Annotated in this window: 15 protein-coding genes; 4 read left to right on the top strand and 11 right to left on the bottom strand. The window is 69.4% G+C overall.

Annotated features, from left to right (window positions below):
• Positions 1 to 8 precede the first annotated feature (8 nt).
• Positions 9 to 335, top strand: a complete 327-nt coding sequence (locus ABTW65_RS18910) for a rhodanese-like domain-containing protein (protein ID WP_350662849.1) — start codon at positions 9 to 11, stop codon at positions 333 to 335.
• On the opposite strand, the gene aat is transcribed toward ABTW65_RS18910, so the two are convergent.
• Complete coding sequence (aat, locus tag ABTW65_RS18905) at positions 332 to 1060, bottom strand: leucyl/phenylalanyl-tRNA--protein transferase (RefSeq protein WP_350662847.1); 729 nt, start codon at positions 1058 to 1060, stop codon at positions 332 to 334. The genes ABTW65_RS18910 and aat overlap by 4 nt on opposite strands.
• A gap of 56 nt (positions 1061 to 1116) precedes the next feature.
• Between aat and ABTW65_RS18900 the strand changes: the two genes are divergently transcribed.
• A complete protein-coding gene (locus ABTW65_RS18900) occupies positions 1117 to 1815 on the top strand; it encodes an EcsC family protein (protein WP_350662845.1) in 699 nt (232 codons plus the stop codon).
• 86 nt (positions 1816 to 1901) lie between these two features.
• On the top strand, positions 1902 to 2504 hold the full coding sequence (locus tag ABTW65_RS18895) for an AAA family ATPase (protein WP_350662843.1): 603 nt from the start codon (positions 1902 to 1904) through the stop codon (positions 2502 to 2504).
• A 4-nt stretch (positions 2505 to 2508) separates the two neighbouring features.
• On the opposite strand, the gene ABTW65_RS18890 is transcribed toward ABTW65_RS18895, so the two are convergent.
• From ABTW65_RS18890 to ABTW65_RS18845, 10 genes are all read right to left on the bottom strand, one after another.
• Entirely contained in the window at positions 2509 to 3705 is a 1197-nt protein-coding gene (locus ABTW65_RS18890) for a hypothetical protein (RefSeq protein ID WP_350662841.1), read from the bottom strand.
• 12 nt (positions 3706 to 3717) lie between these two features.
• Positions 3718 to 4845: a hypothetical protein gene (locus ABTW65_RS18885; RefSeq protein ID WP_350662839.1), complete on the bottom strand. Its 1128-nt coding sequence runs from the start codon at positions 4843 to 4845 to the stop codon at positions 3718 to 3720.
• Positions 4845 to 5954, bottom strand: a complete 1110-nt coding sequence (locus tag ABTW65_RS18880; RefSeq protein ID WP_350662837.1) for a hypothetical protein — start codon at positions 5952 to 5954, stop codon at positions 4845 to 4847. The genes ABTW65_RS18885 and ABTW65_RS18880 overlap by 1 nt, the downstream gene beginning before the upstream one ends.
• A 100-nt stretch (positions 5955 to 6054) precedes the next feature.
• Complete coding sequence (locus ABTW65_RS18875) at positions 6055 to 6993, bottom strand: hydroxymethylglutaryl-CoA lyase (protein ID WP_350662835.1); 939 nt, start codon at positions 6991 to 6993, stop codon at positions 6055 to 6057.
• 72 nt (positions 6994 to 7065) lie between these two features.
• Complete coding sequence (locus ABTW65_RS18870; protein WP_350662832.1) at positions 7066 to 9249, bottom strand: carboxypeptidase regulatory-like domain-containing protein; 2184 nt, start codon at positions 9247 to 9249, stop codon at positions 7066 to 7068.
• A gap of 360 nt (positions 9250 to 9609) precedes the next feature.
• A complete protein-coding gene (locus ABTW65_RS18865; RefSeq protein WP_350662830.1) occupies positions 9610 to 11475 on the bottom strand; it encodes an acetyl/propionyl/methylcrotonyl-CoA carboxylase subunit alpha in 1866 nt (621 codons plus the stop codon).
• A gap of 20 nt (positions 11476 to 11495) precedes the next feature.
• Positions 11496 to 13025 carry a carboxyl transferase domain-containing protein gene (locus ABTW65_RS18860; protein WP_350662828.1) on the bottom strand — a complete coding sequence of 510 codons (1530 nt, stop codon included), beginning with the start codon at positions 13023 to 13025 and terminating at the stop codon, positions 11496 to 11498.
• A 76-nt stretch (positions 13026 to 13101) separates the two neighbouring features.
• Positions 13102 to 13665 carry an SACE_7040 family transcriptional regulator gene (locus tag ABTW65_RS18855; RefSeq protein ID WP_350662826.1) on the bottom strand — a complete coding sequence of 188 codons (564 nt, stop codon included), beginning with the start codon at positions 13663 to 13665 and terminating at the stop codon, positions 13102 to 13104.
• Between the two features lie 34 nt (positions 13666 to 13699).
• On the bottom strand, positions 13700 to 14386 hold the full coding sequence (locus ABTW65_RS18850; RefSeq protein WP_350662824.1) for an SWIM zinc finger family protein: 687 nt from the start codon (positions 14384 to 14386) through the stop codon (positions 13700 to 13702).
• Entirely contained in the window at positions 14383 to 17085 is a 2703-nt protein-coding gene (locus ABTW65_RS18845; protein ID WP_350662822.1) for a DEAD/DEAH box helicase, read from the bottom strand. Before ABTW65_RS18845 ends, ABTW65_RS18850 begins: the two co-directional genes overlap by 4 nt.
• Before the next feature lie 108 nt (positions 17086 to 17193).
• Here ABTW65_RS18845 and ABTW65_RS18840 point away from each other — a divergent pair, with 108 nt between their 5' ends.
• A complete protein-coding gene (locus tag ABTW65_RS18840; protein WP_350662820.1) occupies positions 17194 to 17901 on the top strand; it encodes a molybdopterin-dependent oxidoreductase in 708 nt (235 codons plus the stop codon).
• The last annotated feature ends 11 nt before the right edge of the window (positions 17902 to 17912 follow it).

The following is a 17912-nucleotide window of genomic DNA, read 5'->3' as shown; positions in this document are numbered from 1 at the left end:
CTTGACGGGTGACCATCCCCACCGTCGAGATCGCCGGAGTGCCCGATCCCCTGCCTGTGGCAGTCCTGGATGTCCGCGAGGCCGACGAGTGGGCAGCGGGCCACATCGAGGGCGCGACCCACATCCCGCTCCAGGAGCTCCCGGCACGCCTCGGTGACCTTCCCGAGGGTCAGACCCTGGTGGTCTGCAAGGTCGGCGGACGCAGCGCCCAGGCGGTCAACTACCTCGCCCAGCAGGGCTTCGAGGTCGTCAACCTCGCCGGCGGGATGCTCGACTGGGCCGCCGCCGGGCGGCCGATGGTCAGCGAGACCGGCGCCGAGGCATACGTCCTCTAGGCAGCCGGCGGAGGACCGCCGAACGCCTCCGGGAGCGGCAGCCTGAGCGCCTTCTCCAGGCGGTCGAGGTAGTCGTTACGACCCATCTCGACGACGCCGAGCGAGGCCAGATGGTCGGTGCGCCACTGCACGTCCAGGATCCGCTGGTCGATCGACCCCGCCTCGCGCAGCGCCGAGACCAGCCCGACCAGGGCGACCTTGGACGCATCGCGGACCCGGTGGAACATCGACTCCCCGGCGAAGAGACCGCCGATGGCCACCCCGTAGAGCCCACCGACCAGGCGGTCGTCCTGCCAGGCCTCGACCGAGTGCGCCCAGCCCAGCTCGTGCAGGTTGCCGTAGGCCCGGCGGATCCGCTTGTCGATCCAGCCGTGGGGCCGGCGCGGGTCGGCGCACGATGCCACCACCTCGTCGAAGCTGGTGTCGATCCGGATCTCGAAGTCCCGCACGGACCTGCGCAAGGACCGCGAGACGACGAGCCCGTCCAGCGGAAGTACGCCGCGCCTGACCGGCGAGAACCACATCATCGGATCGCGCTGGGACTCTCCGGGCATCGGGAAGATCCCGTGCCGGTACGCAGCCAGGAGTGTCCCGGGCGCGACGTCCGCGCCCATGCCCACCAGGTCGTCCAGCTCAGCCCCGCCATGGCCCGCGCCTGGGTCCCGGAGGTCGGCAAAGGCCCACGGCGAGGGCTCGGGTTCGATCGGTCCCCCAAGATTCGCCACGACGAAACGTTATCGCCCCGCGCGGCCCCAACCACCACACACTTAAGATTTGCCTCATGATCGGTCCCAAGGCAGTGCTCACCAGTGCGGCTGGCCGGCTCGCACCCAAGGTCATCGAGTCCGCTCCCGGCGTGACCACCACCGTGGTCAGGCAGTCGCTGCACCATGCCATCGTCGGTGTCGGCCCGCTCCCGGGTGCGGCCGCGGCCGCCGAGAAGCACCTCAAGGACCACGACGGCGACGTCGAGCTCGCGGTGAAGCACGTCATCGACAACCACGTCCGGCTGGCCGGTGTGGGCGGCTTCGCGACCAACATCGGCGGCGTCGTCACCACGGCCATCACCCTCCCCGCCAACATCACCGGGATGGCGATCATCCAGTGCCGCATGGTGGCCGCGATCGCTCACCTTCGTGGCTACGACCTGACCGATCCCCGGGTGCGTAACGCCATCCTGCTCACCCTCCTGAGCGAGGAGAAGGTCGGCAAGCAGATCCAGGAGAAGAAGATCCCTGCACCGCCGATGGCCATAGCAACCGCTCCGACCTACGACCGCGCGATCGATGCCATCGTCGCCTCGGAGGTGGCCCAGGAGCTGCTCAGTCGGGTCACCGGGAGGGGCATGATCTCCATGGCCGCCAAGCGGATCCCGCTCGTTGGCGGTGTCGTCGGCGCGGGGGCCGACGGGTGGATGACCTACCAGATCGGTCGCTACGCCTCGCGCGAGCTGCTGCCGCGTCACCCCGACAACCGCTGAGGCTCACAGGAACTTCACAGCTCCTTCCAACGTTCCTCAGAGCACAGAACTCCACACTGTTGGTGTCCGCCTGGGAGGAGCAGCAGATGACCCTCGACTCGACGTACGCCCCGATCAGCCCTCCCCGCGCTGTAGGGGTCGAGGAGAGAGCTCACCTGCTCCTCCTGGGCGGCGTACCCGGCGCCGGCAAGAGCACGCTGATCCGCGACGTGGCTTCCCGGCGTCATGACGTACGCACCCTCGACTCCGAGACGCCGGGGCGCTGGCTAGCGGCACGGCTGCCGGAGGTGCCCTACCGCCTCTACCGGCCGCTGGTGCACCTGTGGCACGCGCTCGCGACCCTGGTTCTCGTCCTGCTCGGCTCGACCGCCGATCGCCCCACGCTCCTCGTCCACGACCCGGCGACCCGGCCCGGCCGGCGCGAGCTGCTCGGGCGGATCGCCCACGCCCGCGGCTGGCGTACGTCACTGGTCATGATCGACGTGCCGCGCGTCGCTGCGATCGACGGCCAGTACGAGCGCGGGCGGCTGGTCCGGACGGACGCCTTCGAGCGTCACTGGGACCGCTGGACCGACGACCAGCCGCGGCTCCTGACCGCGGCGACCTTCGGCGACGCCGACGGCTCCTGGGACAAGGTCCACGTCTTCGACCGTGCCCGCGCCGCGGGACGGCTCGAGGCGATCCTCTGACGAGCTAGCGGCGGACGAGGCGGTAGAGCTTCAGGACCGCCCGGCCCCACCAGCGACGCTCGAGACCCTCGCGGGCCCGCTGCTTCGGCACCAGCGACCGGGTGTGCTCCAGCTCGGCGCGCAGCTCACCGACTTCGTCCTCCAGCCGGGCCTCGGACTTGCGCAGCCGGATGGCCTCCTGGAGCAGCGCGTCGATGGTGGCGACGCCGGCGTCGAGGACCTCGCGCGAGGAGATGGTGTCCGGGTCGATGAACGGCTTGTCCGCCAGGTCAGCGGGGACCAGCAGCTCCTCCAGCCCACCGACCACGTCGTAGCCACGCCCCGTCAGCGCCTTGACCCAGCTCTCGGAGAGCGACTCGACCCACGGCAGGATCGAAGGGGAGAGTGCCAGGCGCGCGGAGTCGCGGCGCTTGGCCAGCGTGCGGTGGGCCAGGAACTCGCGTACGAAAGGCCGGTAGTCGGCCGGCTCGAGCACGGGCACCACCGCGAGGTTGATCTCGCGGAGCAGGGCCGCCTCGGGTACGCCGAGGGACGGGTTGCCGCGGTCGATCCCCTCGAAGTCGATGGTCAGGTCGTCGAGGCCGAAGGCGGTGGAGAACCGCTCCCACAGCAACGACGAGGACGACCCCGGCGGCGGGACGGTGATCAGGTGGACGCGCTCTGGCGCGATGCCCTGGGTCCACCGGTCGAGGATGTCGGGCAGCTCCTGGACGCCCCAGAACCAGGATCCGATCCGTCCCTCGCGCGCGGGGTCGCGGATCTCCTCGAGGAACTCGGCGTAGGTCACGACCGAGCGGTGCTTGACGTTCTCCTGCCACTCGGCGGGGATCTGGCGGGCCAGGTCGCGCGCGGAGAGCATGATGTGGATCTCGGAGTCGCCCAGCGAGTCCAGGGCGTGCTTGGCCTGCTGCCAGGACGCGCTCGCCAGGATCTCGTGGGAGATGATCACGGTGCCGTTCTCGACGGCACGCACCTTCTCCGCGAGTGCGTCCCAGGCGCCGGTCGCCTCCTCCTCGATGCCGCCCCAGGGCAGGTCCATCAGGTCGAGGGCCGCCAGGAAGTGAGCGTCGAAGCGGTCGGCGAAGTAGTGGACTCCCTGCTCGGCAAGGGTCTCCCGGTTGTGGAAGAGGACGTCTTGCAGATAGGACGTGCCCGTCTTGGGGGTGCCGACATGAAGCAGCACGCGCCGCCCAGTCTCCAACGTTCTACTCCTCTAGGAACGCCCCGCCAGCAATGACAACGCGAGCGCCAAAGCCCGGCACTCGTCGGGACCCTGGGTCGCCGTCCCCGAAGGGAGCAGCCGGTCAGGGTCTCCGTGGAGAGCGTATCCGGCTTCGACCAATGCATCACGTTGGGCCCGCGCCTGTGTTTCGACCCATTTCAAACTTTGCGGAGGGACGCCGACCTCCCGGGCGTCCGGAACGAGCGGTTCGAGCTTCTCCAACCGTGGTCGCAGCCGGTCGACCAGCAGCGTCCGCTGGGTCTCGAGATCAGTTCGTACGCTGAGAACCTGCCCGATCACGCGCGCGACCTCGTTGCCCTCGGCCGAGATCGACCAGGGGCCGGGGACACTGTCCACGCCGAGCAGGCCGGGCAGCAGAGCGGGATCGGTGACGATCTCGACGCGGCCCTTCCCGACCCGGCCGGCCCACCAGCGGGCGATCCTGGGCAGGTCGGCACGGGGGCCGAGCCAACCGCGCCACTGCGCGTCACGGATCCAGATGTGCCAGGGATTGACCCGGTTGGTGAAGGTGCGGAACCTCCACGCGCCGGCGGCGATCTCGTCCAGCGGGCCGCCGAGGACGTAGACGGTGTAGCCGTCGCCGCCGGGAAGCCTTCCCTGCCGCTCCAGCTCCTCGCGGATGGGCAGCGTGAGCCACGGCGAGCCGACCAGGCGATAGGGGAACCTCTGCTGGTCAGGCTCGGATTTCTTGGGGCGGCGAGCCCACGGTCGTCGGCGCGGACGGGGCGCATTCTCCCGGGTGGCGAGCAGGTCCTCGGCGAGCAGCACGCTCGCCGCTCTCAGCAGCTCTCGCTCCGACAGCGTCGCCGGATCGACGGGCAGCGGGCCGTACGTCTTCGTCTCGGTGTCCCCGACCAGCGGCAGGTCGCGGCGGCCGCGGCCGGGCGGGCTCGTGCGCAGCAGCGCGTCGACCCGATCAGGCTCCGACGGTCCTACCTCGTTGAGCCGCCGCAGCAGCTCGAGCATCTCGGCACCCGGCAGGTGAGCGGTCGTGAAGGGCGTGGCGGGCTCCGACCAGGATGTCCACGGAGTCGTACCGCCCCCGCGCAGGTGCGCGGCCCAACCCCAACCCCTGGTGGGTGGCGGCGTGCCTGGCATCAGGAGCGTCGCCCCTTGACCCGCCGCATCAGGCTGGCGGCACGGGAGGCGACCGGGCGCTGGGGCGGGTCGGTGCGGGCGGCCTCGACGACGACCGCGACCAGGGCGTCGATCGCCGCGTCGGCGACGTCCTTGGTGCGCGGCGCGTCCGGGTCGATCCACTCGACGTCGGCGTCGGGCCGCTGCGGGTGGAGGTCGGCGAGGTCACCGGCGATGTCGACCTTGGCCAGCTCGGCCCACTCGATCCACGAGTCGGCGACCTGGTCGGCCCAGTCGAAGGCGGTCGGCGGCATGGTGACCCGTTCGCGACCGTCGCGGTGGGCGAGGGTGCGCTTCGCGATCACCTCGGTGACCATGTGGCGGTAGTCCTCGCGCGGGAGTTCCTGCGACTCGAGCCGCGCGTTGAGCCGGCGCAGCAGCGTCGCCTCGGCGCGGCCGAGCGATTGGTTGTGGCGGTCGCTGTCGATCGGGGTCCAGGACTCCTCGATCCCGACGACCTCGCAGAACCGGCGCCAGAGCACCTCGCTCGGCGCCCCGTCGTGCGGCACGGTGACCAGGTGCACGCGCTCTGGCGGCAGGTTGCGACCCCACCGGCTGAGCACGTCGGGCAGGCCGTGCGTACGCCAGAACCAGGCGGCCGAGCGCGACTGCTTCGCGGTCTGCATCCGCTCGAGGTAGCGCGCGAAGGTGACCTTACGCTCGCGCTGCACCTGGTCCTGCCACTCCGCCGCCAGCACGCGCGCGATGTCGCGGGCGGTGTAGACGACGTGCACCTCGGTGCGTCCGCCCTCACCGAGATCGGTCATCGCCTTCTCGACCCGGTCGGGCCGGGCGCCGGCGAAGAGGTGGTGGCTGATCAGGATCGTCTCGGACTCGTCGCGGCGCACCCGCTTGACCAGCGCGTCCCACTCACCGTGGACGGTCTTCCGCATCCCGCCCCACGGACGGTCGATCAGGTCGAGCGCCGGCCGGAAGAAGTCAGGCTGGCCGCCGACCGGGTAGAAGACGCCATGCTTCTCCAGGGACACCCGGTTGTGGAACAACCTGTCCTGGAGGTACGTCGTGCCCGTCTTGGGAGCGCCGACGTGGAGGAAGACTTTGCGCGCCATGATCCCGCTATTCTGCACCAAGTTAGTAGAGATTGTCGCGGCGGTCCGTCTTTTGTCACCCGGCCGTCACTCTTGGATGCAGTCTAGGGCGTGTCGCCAGCTAGGACCGCAAGGCACGTACGACGGCCGAGGGGCTCGGCCTGCCGAGGTGTCCGGAGAGCCAGCTGCTCGTGTCGGCGACCTTGTCGAGATCGACACCGTGCTCGATCCCCAGGCCGTCGAGCATCCAGAGCAGGTCCTCGGTGGCCAGGTTGCCGGTGGCTGACTTGGCATAGGGGCAGCCGCCCAGGCCGCCGGCGCTGGCGTCGTAGGTGGTCACGCCGGACTGAAGTCCGGCCAGGGTGTTGGCCAGAGCCTGGCCGTACGTGTCGTGGAAGTGCAGCGCGAGCCGGTCGGTCGTGACTCCCGCGTCGCCGAACGCCTGGATCAGCGCCTTCACGTGGCCGGCGGTCGCGACGCCGATCGTGTCCCCGAGACTGAGCTCGTCGGCGCCGAGATCCACGAGCCGCTTGCCCGCCTCGACCACCTTCGCGATCTCCACCTGGCCCTCCCAGGGGTCTCCGAAGCACATCGACAGATAGCCCCTGACGGTCATCCCGGCGTCCTTGGCCCGCACCGTCGTCGGCTCGAACATCGCCCACTGGCCGTCGAAGGTCTGGTTGAGGTTCTTGTTGGCGAACGTCTCCGTCGCGCTGCCGAAGATCGCGATGTGACGCAGCCCCAGCTCGAGCGCCCGGTCGAGCCCCTTCTCGTTGGGAACGAGCACCGGAAGCTCTCTGGCTTCCTCGCCGAGGCGGTCGACCAGCTCTTCCATGAGCTGTTTCGCGTCGGCCAGCTGCGGCACCCACTTCGGGTGCACGAAGCTCGTCGCCTCCACCGGACTCAGCCCGGCGTCGAGCAGCCGGGTGATCAGCTCGGCCTTGACGCCGGTGTCGATCGCCGTCTTCTCGTTCTGGAGGCCGTCACGCGCACCGACCTCGTAGATCGTGACCCTGCTGGGCAGGTCGTCGTGGCGTACGACTGCGGGGAGATCAGTCATGGTCGGCTCCTATCCGTTGAGAGTGTCGGTGCCCGGGGCCGAAAACGCACCCCGGGCACCATCTGACACCAGCTAACGCAACTGCTCGCTGATGTCGACCGTCGCGGCCGCGTCGTTGTAGCCGGTCGCGGCGACCGTCACCACCAACCGCAGCGCATAGTTCTTGTAGCGATCAGCCAGCGTGAAACTCGAAGCCGTGCCGACCTGTTTGAACGTGTCCGAGCTCGACCCCGAGGCAGGCGAACGAACCTGCCACGAGTAGCTCACGTTGGCGCCTGCCGGTGCGTTCACCGATGCGGTGAGCGTCTTCCCGATACGTACGTCACCGGTGACCGACGGCGCCAGGACGAGGTCACCGCGCTGGACGTCGACCGACGACGACACCGCCTTGCCCGATGCCCAGGTGTCCTTGCTGGCCGTAACCTCCGCCGAGATCGCGTGTCCGGAGTCACCGGGAACCAGTTCGTACGTGGCGTTGGTGGCGCCATCGATGGCGGTTCCGTCGCGCAGCCATTGATAACCGAAGGTCACACCGTCCGTGCCCCACGCACCCGGGTCGACGCCGAGCGTCTCGCCCACCTTCGGCGTCCCGGTCACGGCCGGCGGCTGTGAGTTCACCAACTGCCCTTGCGTCACAGTCAGAGGCTCTGTCGTCGCAACCCCGTCGATGTAGCCGTACCACCGGCTCGCGGTCACCCGCGCACTGATCTCGTGGCCAGCGTCAGCCTCCGTGAGGCGATACGTCTCGCCGATCTCCCCGTACCCACCTCCAATCGGCTGGCCATCGCGCAACCACTGAATCTCCAAGTGGTCGTAGGTGCTCCAGTTGCCTGTGGAGACCAGGATCTCCTGGCCGACGGTTCCGGTGCCGAGGATGGCGGGAGCCTCGGTGTTCACGATGGCAATGGGCTGCCAGTCGAGATGTACGTCGCGGACGATGTCCTGAGCCGCGTCAGTCACGGTGAACTCGCCGGAGTATGTGGGGACGCCGTCGTCAGGTGACCGAACCTTGATTCGGAAGGTTCCGAAGCCGAGCACGCCGGTGGTGTATCGACCCTGCTCGTCGGTCCAATAGTCGGCGTAGTTCTCCCAGCCGGAATCGCCCTGACGCTCCACCCACACGTACTCCGAAGCGAGCGGACTACCGTCGGAGTACGTGACGACGCCGGTGGCGCTCACCTCCGCAGCGAGCCCCTCGTCAACGGTTGTCGTCTCGCCCGCTCGCACAGAGACGGTGTCAAGGTCGTAACTCGGGGACCACCAGTGATCGTGGTACCACTCGTCGCGGTAACCATCCGCGGTGAATGCCATTTCGTAGTCGCCAACCGGGAGGCCATTGATGACATAGTGACCGTTCTCGTCGGTGCGTGCACTGCCCCCTCCGGAGCCGCTAACAGAATTTGCATTGACGCTGGCGTTCGCGATCGGCTGGCCATTGGCATCCTCGATCGTCCCAGCGATCTGGCCGCCCACGTACGCCGACAGGTCGGCGACTGCACCGGCACCCATGACCACCTGCACATCACGGGCAAGATGGCCCTGATAGGCCCAGAGGTACGGGTCGTTGAGCGTGAAGTTGATGCGGTGCTCGCCGGGATCCAGGCCGCTGATGACGTACGTGCCGTCCTCGCCGCTGGTGGTGGAGCCCGCCGGCTCCCAGTAGTCGGTGCGCATCGCATTCACCGAGACGCCCGCCACCGGATTCCCCGCATCATCGGTGATCGTTCCACGGATGCTTTCTCCAGGATCCCGGGCGAGGACGGCATCAACCGGACCCGACTCGCCTGCGACCACGTCCGTAGCGAGGTCGAGGGAGTCGACATCGTTGTAGAACTCACCGAGGAAGCGCTGGTAGTAGTCACTGAACTCGATGCGGTAGACCTCGCCCGGCACGAGACCACGGGTGGTGTAGGCGCCACTGCGATCGGTAGTTTCCGCGGCCGACCAATCCCAGGATCGCGACCCGTCTGCGGCAAGTCCGGCTTTGTAGAAGTTCACGTTGACGTCATCTGCAGGCGCGCCGGACTCGTCCGTCAAGGTTCCGCTGATGGTGGTCGCTCGGGTCAATGCAACATCGACTGGGGTTGCCGGAGCCGAATCGACGACTGTGACATCTGCGGCCGAATCCACACTGTCGGCGTTGTCGTAGTACTCACGCACAAAGGTCTGATCGGGATGTACGTAGAGCAATCGGTAGACGCCAGGCGACAGCGAGAGTTCATATGTGCCATCGGCAGATGTGGTGGTCCTGATCACATCCCCTGCGGGGTCGGCTGGGTCGACGAGGCATGGACCCCAATAGGCGTAACTCTCATCCCCGGACTCTCCTTGAAGGCAGTACGGAGAGACGCTGACCCCGCTGATCGGCGCTCCTGTGTCCGCGTCAGTCACTCGTCCGGTGACGCCCGGTCCTTCTAGCGCGGCCGCAGGGGACACGCCTCCCAAGACCGTCACCATGCCAGCAGCCAGTAGAACAGCCAACGCTCCCGCGAGCGCTCTCAGTGATTTCATCTCGTCTCCCTTGATCGATGCCCTGGAGGGCATGGATCACTATGGCCGACGTCGCGATGGCCGTCGCGCTGTTTCTGCCCTCGATCAGATGGGCCAGAAGGTCGGTCAAGCCTCCACAACGAACAGCTCGGAGCCGAGGGGAACCTGGGATCCCGCGGACGCACCGACCACGGTGATCGTGCCGGCGAACGGGGCCTTGAGGGAGACCTCCATCTTCATCGCCTCCATGACCCCGAGGACCTGGCCCTCTTCGACCTGGTCGCCGACCTGGACGCGTACGTCGATGACGGTGCCGGGCATCTTGGCCTCGACTGCACCGTCGCTGTGGTGGGCGGCGGCGCCGGCGACGCGGTCGGGCGGGGAGAAGTCGAAGCGGTGTCCTTGGTGGACGATCTCTGCGAGGCCGGGCTGGACGTTGATGGCCGCCCAGTGACGTACGCCGTCGACGATGGCCACGAGGACGTGGTCGGCCGCGCTGATCTGCCGGACGAGGTGGTCATCCACGCGGCCGGAGGGGCGGTCGACGGTGACGCTGCGGTCGAGGTCGACGATGGTCGGCGCCGGTGAGCCGGCGAGGCGCCAGCCGTCGGCACGGAACGGCGTCGTGGTGTCCGAGATCGCCGAGAGCATCGCGCTGACCCAGGCGACGAGCGCGCGCGGGACCTCGGTGTCGGGTGCGGGGACCTCGTTGCGATCGAGCCAGGCGGTGTCGATCTCCGCGTCGCGGAAGGCGTCGGAGGCGGCCAGCACGCGCAGGAAGCCGGTGTTGGTGGTCAGTCCGAGGACGGCGGTCGCGTCGAGCGCCTTGACCATCGCAGCCCGGGCCTCCTCGCGGTCGGCGCCGCGCACGATCACCTTGGCGAGCATCGGGTCGTAGGCGGTGCTGACCACCTGCTCGCTCTCCAGAGCATGCTCCACGCGAGCGCTCTCGGGCCAGCGCACGATCGAGGTCCGGCCGGCCTGCGGCAGGAAGCCCTCGAAGGCGTCCTCGGCATAGACCCGGACCTCGATGGCGTGGCCGTCGATGCGTACGTCGTCCTGAGCGATGCCCAGGGGCTCACCGGCAGCGACCCGGAGCTGAAGTGCGACGAGATCGGCGGCGGCGCCGTCGATGCGTACCGCCTCCTCGGTGACCGGGTGCTCGACCTGGAGGCGAGTGTTCATCTCCAGGAAGTACGCCTCGCCGGACGCCTCGTCGAGGAGGAACTCGACCGTCCCGGCACCGGTGTAGTCGACCTGGCGAGCAAGTGCGACGGCGCTGGTCAGGACCAGGTTTCGCTGCTCGTCGGTCAGCGTCGGGGCGGGCGCCTCCTCGATCACCTTCTGGTGGCGACGCTGGACGGAGCAGTCACGCTCGAAGAGGTGGATGACGTTGCCGTGGGTGTCGCCGAAGACCTGCACCTCGATGTGGCGGCCACGCTCGACGTACTTCTCGATCAAGAGAGTCTCGTCGCCGAACGCGCTCAGCGCCTCGCGGGCGGCCGCGGCGCGGGCCTCGTCCAGCTCCTCCGGCGAGCGGACGATGCGCATGCCCTTGCCGCCACCACCCGCCGCGGCCTTGACCAGCAGCGGATAGGGGCTGTCCTCGCCGCGCGGAACCACAGGTACGCCGGCGGCGACCGCGATCTCCCGGGCCGCGTCCTTGCGGCCCATCTGCTCGATCACCTCGGGCGTCGGACCGACCCAGGTCAGCCCGGCCTTCGCCACCGCCCGCGCGAACTCGGCCCGCTCGGAGAGGAACCCGTAACCCGGGTGGACGGCCTCGGCACCTGCCTCGGCGGCGGCCGTGACCACCGCGTCGGCGTCGAGGTAGGACGTGACCTCGACGGCCTCGTCGGCGTCGCGTACGTGGGGCGCGTCCGCGTCGAGCGCGGTGTAGATCGCGACCGTCCGGATCCCCAGCTCACGACAGGTGCGGAAGACGCGTCGTGCGATCTCGCCGCGGTTGGCGACCAGAACACTGTCGAACATCGCAGACTCAAACATCCCAGTCACATCCTGAAGATTCCGTAGCGGGGTTCGGGGGTCGGCGCGTTCGCCGCCACCGCGAGCCCCATCGCCAGCACCCGTCGGGTGTCGGCGGGGTCGATGATGCCGTCATCCCACAGGCGCGCGGTGGCGTAGTAGGGAGAGCCCTGGGTCTCGTACTGGTCCCGGATCGGCGCCTTGAACTCCTCGTCGTCCGGCTTGCCTGCGACGGTGGCGAGCACCGATGCGGCCTGCTCGCCGCCCATGACCGAGATCCGCGCGTTGGGCCACATCCACAGGAACCGCGGGTCGTACGCACGCCCGCACATGCCGTAGTTGCCGGCGCCGTAGGACCCGCCGATGACGACGGTGAACTTCGGGACGACCGAGCAGGCGACGGCGGTGACGAGCTTGGCGCCGTCGCGGGCGATGCCCTTGTTCTCGTACTCCTTGCCGACCATGAACCCGGTGATGTTCTGCAGGAACACCAGCGGGATGCCGCGCTGGTTGCACAGCTCGACGAAGTGGGCGCCCTTGAGCGCCGACTCGGAGAAGAGGATGCCGTTGTTGGCGACGATGCCGACCGGCTGCCCCTCGATGTGGGCGAACCCGCAGACCAGCGTCTCGCCGTAGAGCGCCTTGAACTCCTGCAGCTTGGACCCGTCGACGATGCGGCGGATCACCTCGCGTACGTCGTAGGGGGTCTTCGTGTCGGCGGGCACCACGTCGGCGAGGGTCTCGGGGGACTCGGCCGGCTCGTCGTAGGCCTCGACGGGGCGCGCGTCCTGCGCCGGGAGGGTCGAGACGATGCCGCGGACGATCTCGAGCGCGTGCTTGTCGTCGTCGGCGAGGTGGTCGACGACGCCCGACTTGGTCGCGTGGACGAGCCCACCGCCGAGCTCCTCAGCGGTGACCTCCTCGCCCGTCGCCGCCTTCACCAGCGGCGGACCGCCAAGGAAGATCGTGCCCTGGTCGCGCACGATCACGGTCTCGTCACTCATCGCCGGGACGTAGGCGCCGCCGGCGGTGCACGAGCCCATCACGGAGGCGATCTGCGGGATGCCGCGCGCGGACATGTTGGCCTGGTTGAAGAATATCCGCCCGAAGTGCTCGCGGTCGGGGAAGACCTCGTCCTGCTTCGGCAGGAACGCACCGCCGGAGTCGACGAGGTAGATGCACGGGAGGTTGTTCTCGGCCGCGATCGTCTGGGCCCGCAGGTGCTTCTTGACCGTCAGCGGGTAGTAGGTGCCGCCCTTCACGGTCGCGTCGTTGGCCACGATCATGCACTTGCGGCCACTAACCATCCCGATCCCGGCGACCACGCCCGCCGACGGCACCGCCCACTCGTCGCCGTCGTCGTACATCCCGTACGCCGCCAGCGGACTCACCTCCAGGAACGGTGATCCGGGGTCGAGGAGACCGTCCACCCGGTCGCGCGGGAGCAGCTTCCCGCGGTCGGTGTGCCGTTGCCGGGAGCGTTCGCTCCCCCCTTGCCGTACGCGCTCGAGCCGCTCTCGCAGCTCGAGCGTCAGCTCGCGCAGATTCGACGCCATGGACCGAGGTTAACGTTCATTAACCTCAGGTGACAAGCCCCACACCGAAGTCACCCGTGCTTGGGCGCCTCAGCGGCTACTCCGCGAGGGCTCCGCGGGCCATCTTGGTGAGCACCGCGCGGGTCGCTTCCTCGGGGAGGACCCGGTTGTGAGGGGTCGAGTTGATGAGACCGAAGACGGCGTGAGCCATGGCGCGGGCGCTGTCGAGAGCCAGCGCCGGGTTGCGGTCGCGGAGCTGGTCGGCCCAGAGGTCGACGTACTTCCGCTGCAGGGTGCGCACCTGCTCGCGCGCCTCGTGCGGGAGCGACTCCCAGTCGCGCTCCTGGACGACGATCAGAGCCCGATCGCGCAACGCGAAGTCGACGTGCCAGTCGATCAGCGCCTCGATGGCCTCCGCGGTGCCCGAAGCGCCCTTCACGCGCGCACGCCCTTCGCGGAGCAGCTCCTGGGAGATCGAGACGAGCATCTCGGCGAGCATCGCGTCCTTGCTCGGGAAGTGCTTGTAGAGCGCCGGGCCGGAGATGCCGCACGCCGCGCCGAGCTCGGAGACGGAGACTCCGTGGAAGCCGCGGGCCGCGAAGAGCTCGGCCGCGGTGTCCAGGATCTGCTCGCGCCTGGTCTTCGTCGGGGCCGATGTCATCGCACGAGGTTATCGCGTGGGCTCCAGAGGTATCTCACTCCTCGAGCAGGTGGCGTGCGCGGAGCACCGCGTCGAGCGCGATCTCGACGTCGTCGACCTGGTCACGGGTGGACTCGCCGGGCGCAGCGACGTCGGTCGCCGCCGGCCCTGCCGGACGATCCTGACGCAGCCCTCTCCGCAGCCGCCCCAGCAGCTCGTCGCGCTCCGCGCCACGCAGATGAAGCAGCGCGGATGCGTCGCGATCGACGATCCAGCAGAGCTGGTGCAGCACCGCGAGCGAGTGGCCGCACACCGCATGCCAGTGCCCGCACGTGCAGGTCACCGCGAGCTCGTCGCCATAGGGCACCAGCTCGACCCCGGCCTCCTCGGCGTGCTCGGCCACGTCCAGCGGCAGCTCGCCGACCAGGAGCGCCTCGGCTCGCGCGGACGCGGCGCCGAGGACCTCCAAGAGCGCGGCGACGGACTCTGCGCCCAGCACCGGCACCATGCCGGTCACCGTCCACAACCCGCGCTCGTCATCGACCGCCGCGGCGAACCGACCGGGCTCGACCACCAGGCCTCCGATCCGCCCCGAGCGGGCGAGCGACCGAGCGCCGGAGAGCTGGTTGTCGTCGTACGCCAGCTCCTCGATCGCCCGCAGGAAGGCTCGACCCCACCACGACTCGACCCGCACCATCCCGCGCCGGTGCGGCTCGCGGGCGAAGGTCAACGCCTTGCTCATGAAGCGATCCGGCGACGCTTGCGGCGCTTCTGGGGGCCGAGCTTGACCAGCTCACGAAGCTCGGCGTTGGACAGCTCGGTGAAGGCGGCCTCGCCGCCTCCGAGGACCGCGTCCGCCAGGACCCGTTTGCGCTGCAGCAGCTCCGCGACGCGCTCCTCGACGGTGCCTTGGGTGATGAGCCGGTGCACCTGGACCGTACGCGTCTGGCCGATGCGGTGGGCCCGGTCGGTGGCCTGGTCCTCGACGGCAGGGTTCCACCAGCGGTCGACGTGGATCACATGGTCGGCGCGGGTCAGGTTGAGCCCGACCCCGCCGGCCTTGAGCGAGAGCAGGAAGACCGGCACCTCGCCGTCCTGGAAGCGCGAGACCATCCGCGATCGCTCCGCCACCGGGGTGCCGCCGTGCAGGAACTGATGGGCGACGACACCGGCGGAGGCCCAATGCGCCTCGAGGAGACGGGCCATCGCGACGTACTGCGTGAAGATCAGAACCGCCCCCGACTCGGCCAGCACGGTCGAGACCAGCTCGTCGAGCAGGTCGATCTTCTGCGACCGCCCCGCGATCCGCCCGCCCTCCTGCTTCAAGAACTGCGCCGGATGGTTGCAGATCTGCTTGAGCCCGGTGAGCAGGCTGAGCACCAGCCCGCGCCGCTGCGGGTCATCGGCGTCGAGCCGCTCGATCCGCGCCATCGCGTCGCGTACGTAGGCCTCATAGAGCACCGTCTGCTCCCGCGTCAGCGCCAGCAGGTGGTCGGTCTCGGTCTTGGGCGGCAGCTCGGGAGCGACCCCGGGGTCCGACTTGCGGCGGCGCAGCATGAACGGTCCGACCAGCGACGCGAACTCCTTCGCCTTGCCGACGTCGGCACCGGCCTCGATCTGGCTCGCCCAGGCGCGACGGAAGGCCAGCCGGCTGCCCAGCAGACCCGGCACGCACCAGTCGAGCAGCGCCCACAGCTCGGTGAGGTTGTTCTCCACCGGGGTGCCGGTCAGGGCGACCCGGGCGTGTGAAGGGATCTCGCGGAGTGCCTTCGCGGTCGCGGAGGCGGCGTTCTTCACGTGCTGCGCCTCGTCGGCGACGACGAGCCCCCACGACACGGCCGAGAGCAGCTCGGTGTCACGCCGCATCGTCCCGTACGTCGTCAGCACCACGCCGTTCGCGCCCTCGACGTCGCGCTCGGTGCCATGGTGGCGTCGCACCTCCACCTCGGGCGCGAACCGGGCGAGCTCGGCCTCCCAGTTGCCCAACAGGCTCGCCGGGCAGACCACCAGGGTCGGGCCGGAATGCTCCTTCTGGCGATGGAGGTGGAGCGCGATCGTCATCAGCGTCTTCCCGAGCCCCATGTCATCGGCCAGACAGCCACCGAGCCCGAGCGAGGTGATCCCAGCCAGCCAGGTCAGCCCCTCGACCTGATAGCCACGCATCGTGGCCTGCAGCCCGGCGGGCACGTCGACAGCGGGCCCCGAGGTCGCCGCGATCACCTCGTCGCGAAGGCGTGCGATCGAGGCCCCGATGATCACCTTCTCGCCCGGCGCCGCCTCGGCGACCTCCTTCGGCACCTGTCCGGTCAGGGCGACGGCCAGCGCCTCCCCACCGCTGATCCGCTTGAGCAGCCGCTTGCGCGCCCGTCGCAGCACCGAAGGATGGACGACCGCCCATGCCCCTCTCAGCCGCAGCACCGGACCCGCGGCCGCGGCCAGGGCGTCCATCTCGGCAGCATCGAGCGGCTCGCCGCCGAGCGCCAGCTGCCACTGGAAGGCGAAGAGTCCCTTCTCCCCGAGCGGCGACTCGCGCATCAGATCCTCGCGCGCGTCGGTCGACGAGGACGCCACCCGGTCCACCGCCACCGACGTCGTCAGATCCCGCGACAGCGAGCGGGGCCAGAGCACGTCGACACCGCGCTCCTTGAGCCACTCGACCCCGTCCTCGAGCAGGCCGACGACCTCATCGCTCGCCAGGGTCAGGGACGACGGCACCGGCAGGTCGAGCAGCCGGTCGAGCACCGGCCACGCCTCTGCTGCACCGCGGAGAGCGACCTGTGCATGCGTACGCGCCCGGGGTCCGAACCCGTGGTCGTCGGCCTCGTCCCACAGCCGAGCGGCGTCGGCCACGTGTAGGGGGTCGGCCTCGTCGTGCACCTGCGGTACCAACGTCAGCGACCCAATGAGCAGATCCTCCTCCGGTGCCTCGACGCGGAACGAGAGCCGCACCAACGACGGCAACGAGGCCGTCACCGGCCCCTCATCGGTCCGATAGCGCGACAGCCGGGTCTGCAAGGACTCCCGGAACGCATTCGACCCGGATGCCTTCGGCGCGGAGGTCGGCACCGCGTCCGCGACCGCTGCCACGATCTCGCGCACCAGGAGCTCGGCCGCCTCGCCGTCGAGGTCGTCATAGGCCCGGGAGGTGGCCAGCAGTCGCACCCGCTCCTCGTCCTCCGGGGTGTAGCGCACGGCCCAGGAGCCACCGTCGGGCTCCAGCTGTCCCGCGGCCACGAACCGGAGTCCGAGATGGGCCGCCGACGCGACCAGAGCGACCGAGGGATGCAGGTCGGTGGCTGCGTACGCCTTCTTCAGGACCGGCAGCGCGGCCCGCATCGGCAACGACACCGACCGCCGGGAGTCCACGAACTCCACGGCCGAGTCCCGCGGCGGCTGCGCCGGGCGGAAGACCGCGCGGCCGGTCACGGGTACGAAGGACATGGACACGACCGTAGCCGCCACCACCGACTGTTTCTCATCCTCGAGGATGAGGGGGTCGCCCCCAAAGGTTGAGGTGCACCGTGGCCGGGCTCTGCGACGGTGGCTGACATGACCGAGACCACCCACGCACGCGCCGCCCTCCCGCCCGGACAGCGGCAGATCGACTTCTTCCCGCGCTTCGGGCGACGTGTCGACCAGCCCCCACCGACCGTGCCCGCACATCCGACAGTGGTCTTCGGCGGCGCGCTCACGGCGCCGATCGAGATCGCCGTGGACGAGCTCGTCGGCACTGATCCTCGCGAGCTCCACGCCGACTTCCACTGCGTCGCCGGCTGGTCGGTGACCGGCCTTCGGTGGGAGGGCGTCGCCTTCGCCGAGGTCTATCAGCGGTACGTCGCACCGGCCCTCGCACCAGGCACGCTCGTGACTCACGTCCTCGTGCGCGGCCTCGACGGCGAACACTTCGTGGCCGAGCTGGGAGATCTCTTGGCCGACGACGTCCTGCTCGCCGATCGACTCGGCGGCCGGCCGCTCGACGGCGATCACGGCGCCCCGCTGCGACTGGTCAACCCAGCGCAGTACGGGTACGCCAACATCAAGCACGTGTGCCGCATCGACGTGCTCACCGGCGCGCCACAGGCCGGCTCACCGGCGCTCGCCGACCGGCTGCTGCAGTCCCACCCGCGGGCGCGGGTCTGGGAGGAGGAGCGCCACGGCACGCTGCCCGGCTGGCTGATCCGGCCGATCTACCGAGTGATCAAGACCGTCATGCTCGCCTCCGCTCGCCGCAGGACGGCGGGTGAGTCAGGTCACTAGTCAAAAGTAAA

The sequence above is a fragment of the Nocardioides sp. NPDC127503 genome, from assembly GCF_040302165.1.
Lineage (GTDB): Bacteria > Actinomycetota > Actinomycetes > Propionibacteriales > Nocardioidaceae > Nocardioides.
Note: the sequence above shows the minus strand (reverse complement) of the source record. Positions and strands in the feature narration are given on the sequence as shown.

Bases quoted from the DNA above. Each gene is read 5' to 3' on its own strand.
- ABTW65_RS18860 (WP_350662828.1), bottom strand. From the start codon at position 13,025: ATGGCGTCGAATCTGCGCGAGCTGACGCTCGAGCTGCGAGAGCGGCTC.
- ABTW65_RS18900 (WP_350662845.1), top strand. From the start codon at position 1,117: ATGATCGGTCCCAAGGCAGTGCTCACCAGTGCGGCTGGCCGGCTCGCA.
- ABTW65_RS18865 (WP_350662830.1), bottom strand. From the start codon at position 11,475: ATGTTCGACAGTGTTCTGGTCGCCAACCGCGGCGAGATCGCACGACGC.
- ABTW65_RS18885 (WP_350662839.1), bottom strand. From the start codon at position 4,845: ATGCCAGGCACGCCGCCACCCACCAGGGGTTGGGGTTGGGCCGCGCAC.
- ABTW65_RS18840 (WP_350662820.1), top strand. From the start codon at position 17,194: ATGACCGAGACCACCCACGCACGCGCCGCCCTCCCGCCCGGACAGCGG.
- ABTW65_RS18850 (WP_350662824.1), bottom strand. From the start codon at position 14,386: ATGAGCAAGGCGTTGACCTTCGCCCGCGAGCCGCACCGGCGCGGGATG.
- ABTW65_RS18855 (WP_350662826.1), bottom strand. From the start codon at position 13,665: ATGACATCGGCCCCGACGAAGACCAGGCGCGAGCAGATCCTGGACACC.
- ABTW65_RS18895 (WP_350662843.1), top strand. From the start codon at position 1,902: ATGACCCTCGACTCGACGTACGCCCCGATCAGCCCTCCCCGCGCTGTA.
- ABTW65_RS18880 (WP_350662837.1), bottom strand. From the start codon at position 5,954: ATGGCGCGCAAAGTCTTCCTCCACGTCGGCGCTCCCAAGACGGGCACG.
- ABTW65_RS18845 (WP_350662822.1), bottom strand. From the start codon at position 17,085: ATGTCCTTCGTACCCGTGACCGGCCGCGCGGTCTTCCGCCCGGCGCAG.
- ABTW65_RS18875 (WP_350662835.1), bottom strand. From the start codon at position 6,993: ATGACTGATCTCCCCGCAGTCGTACGCCACGACGACCTGCCCAGCAGG.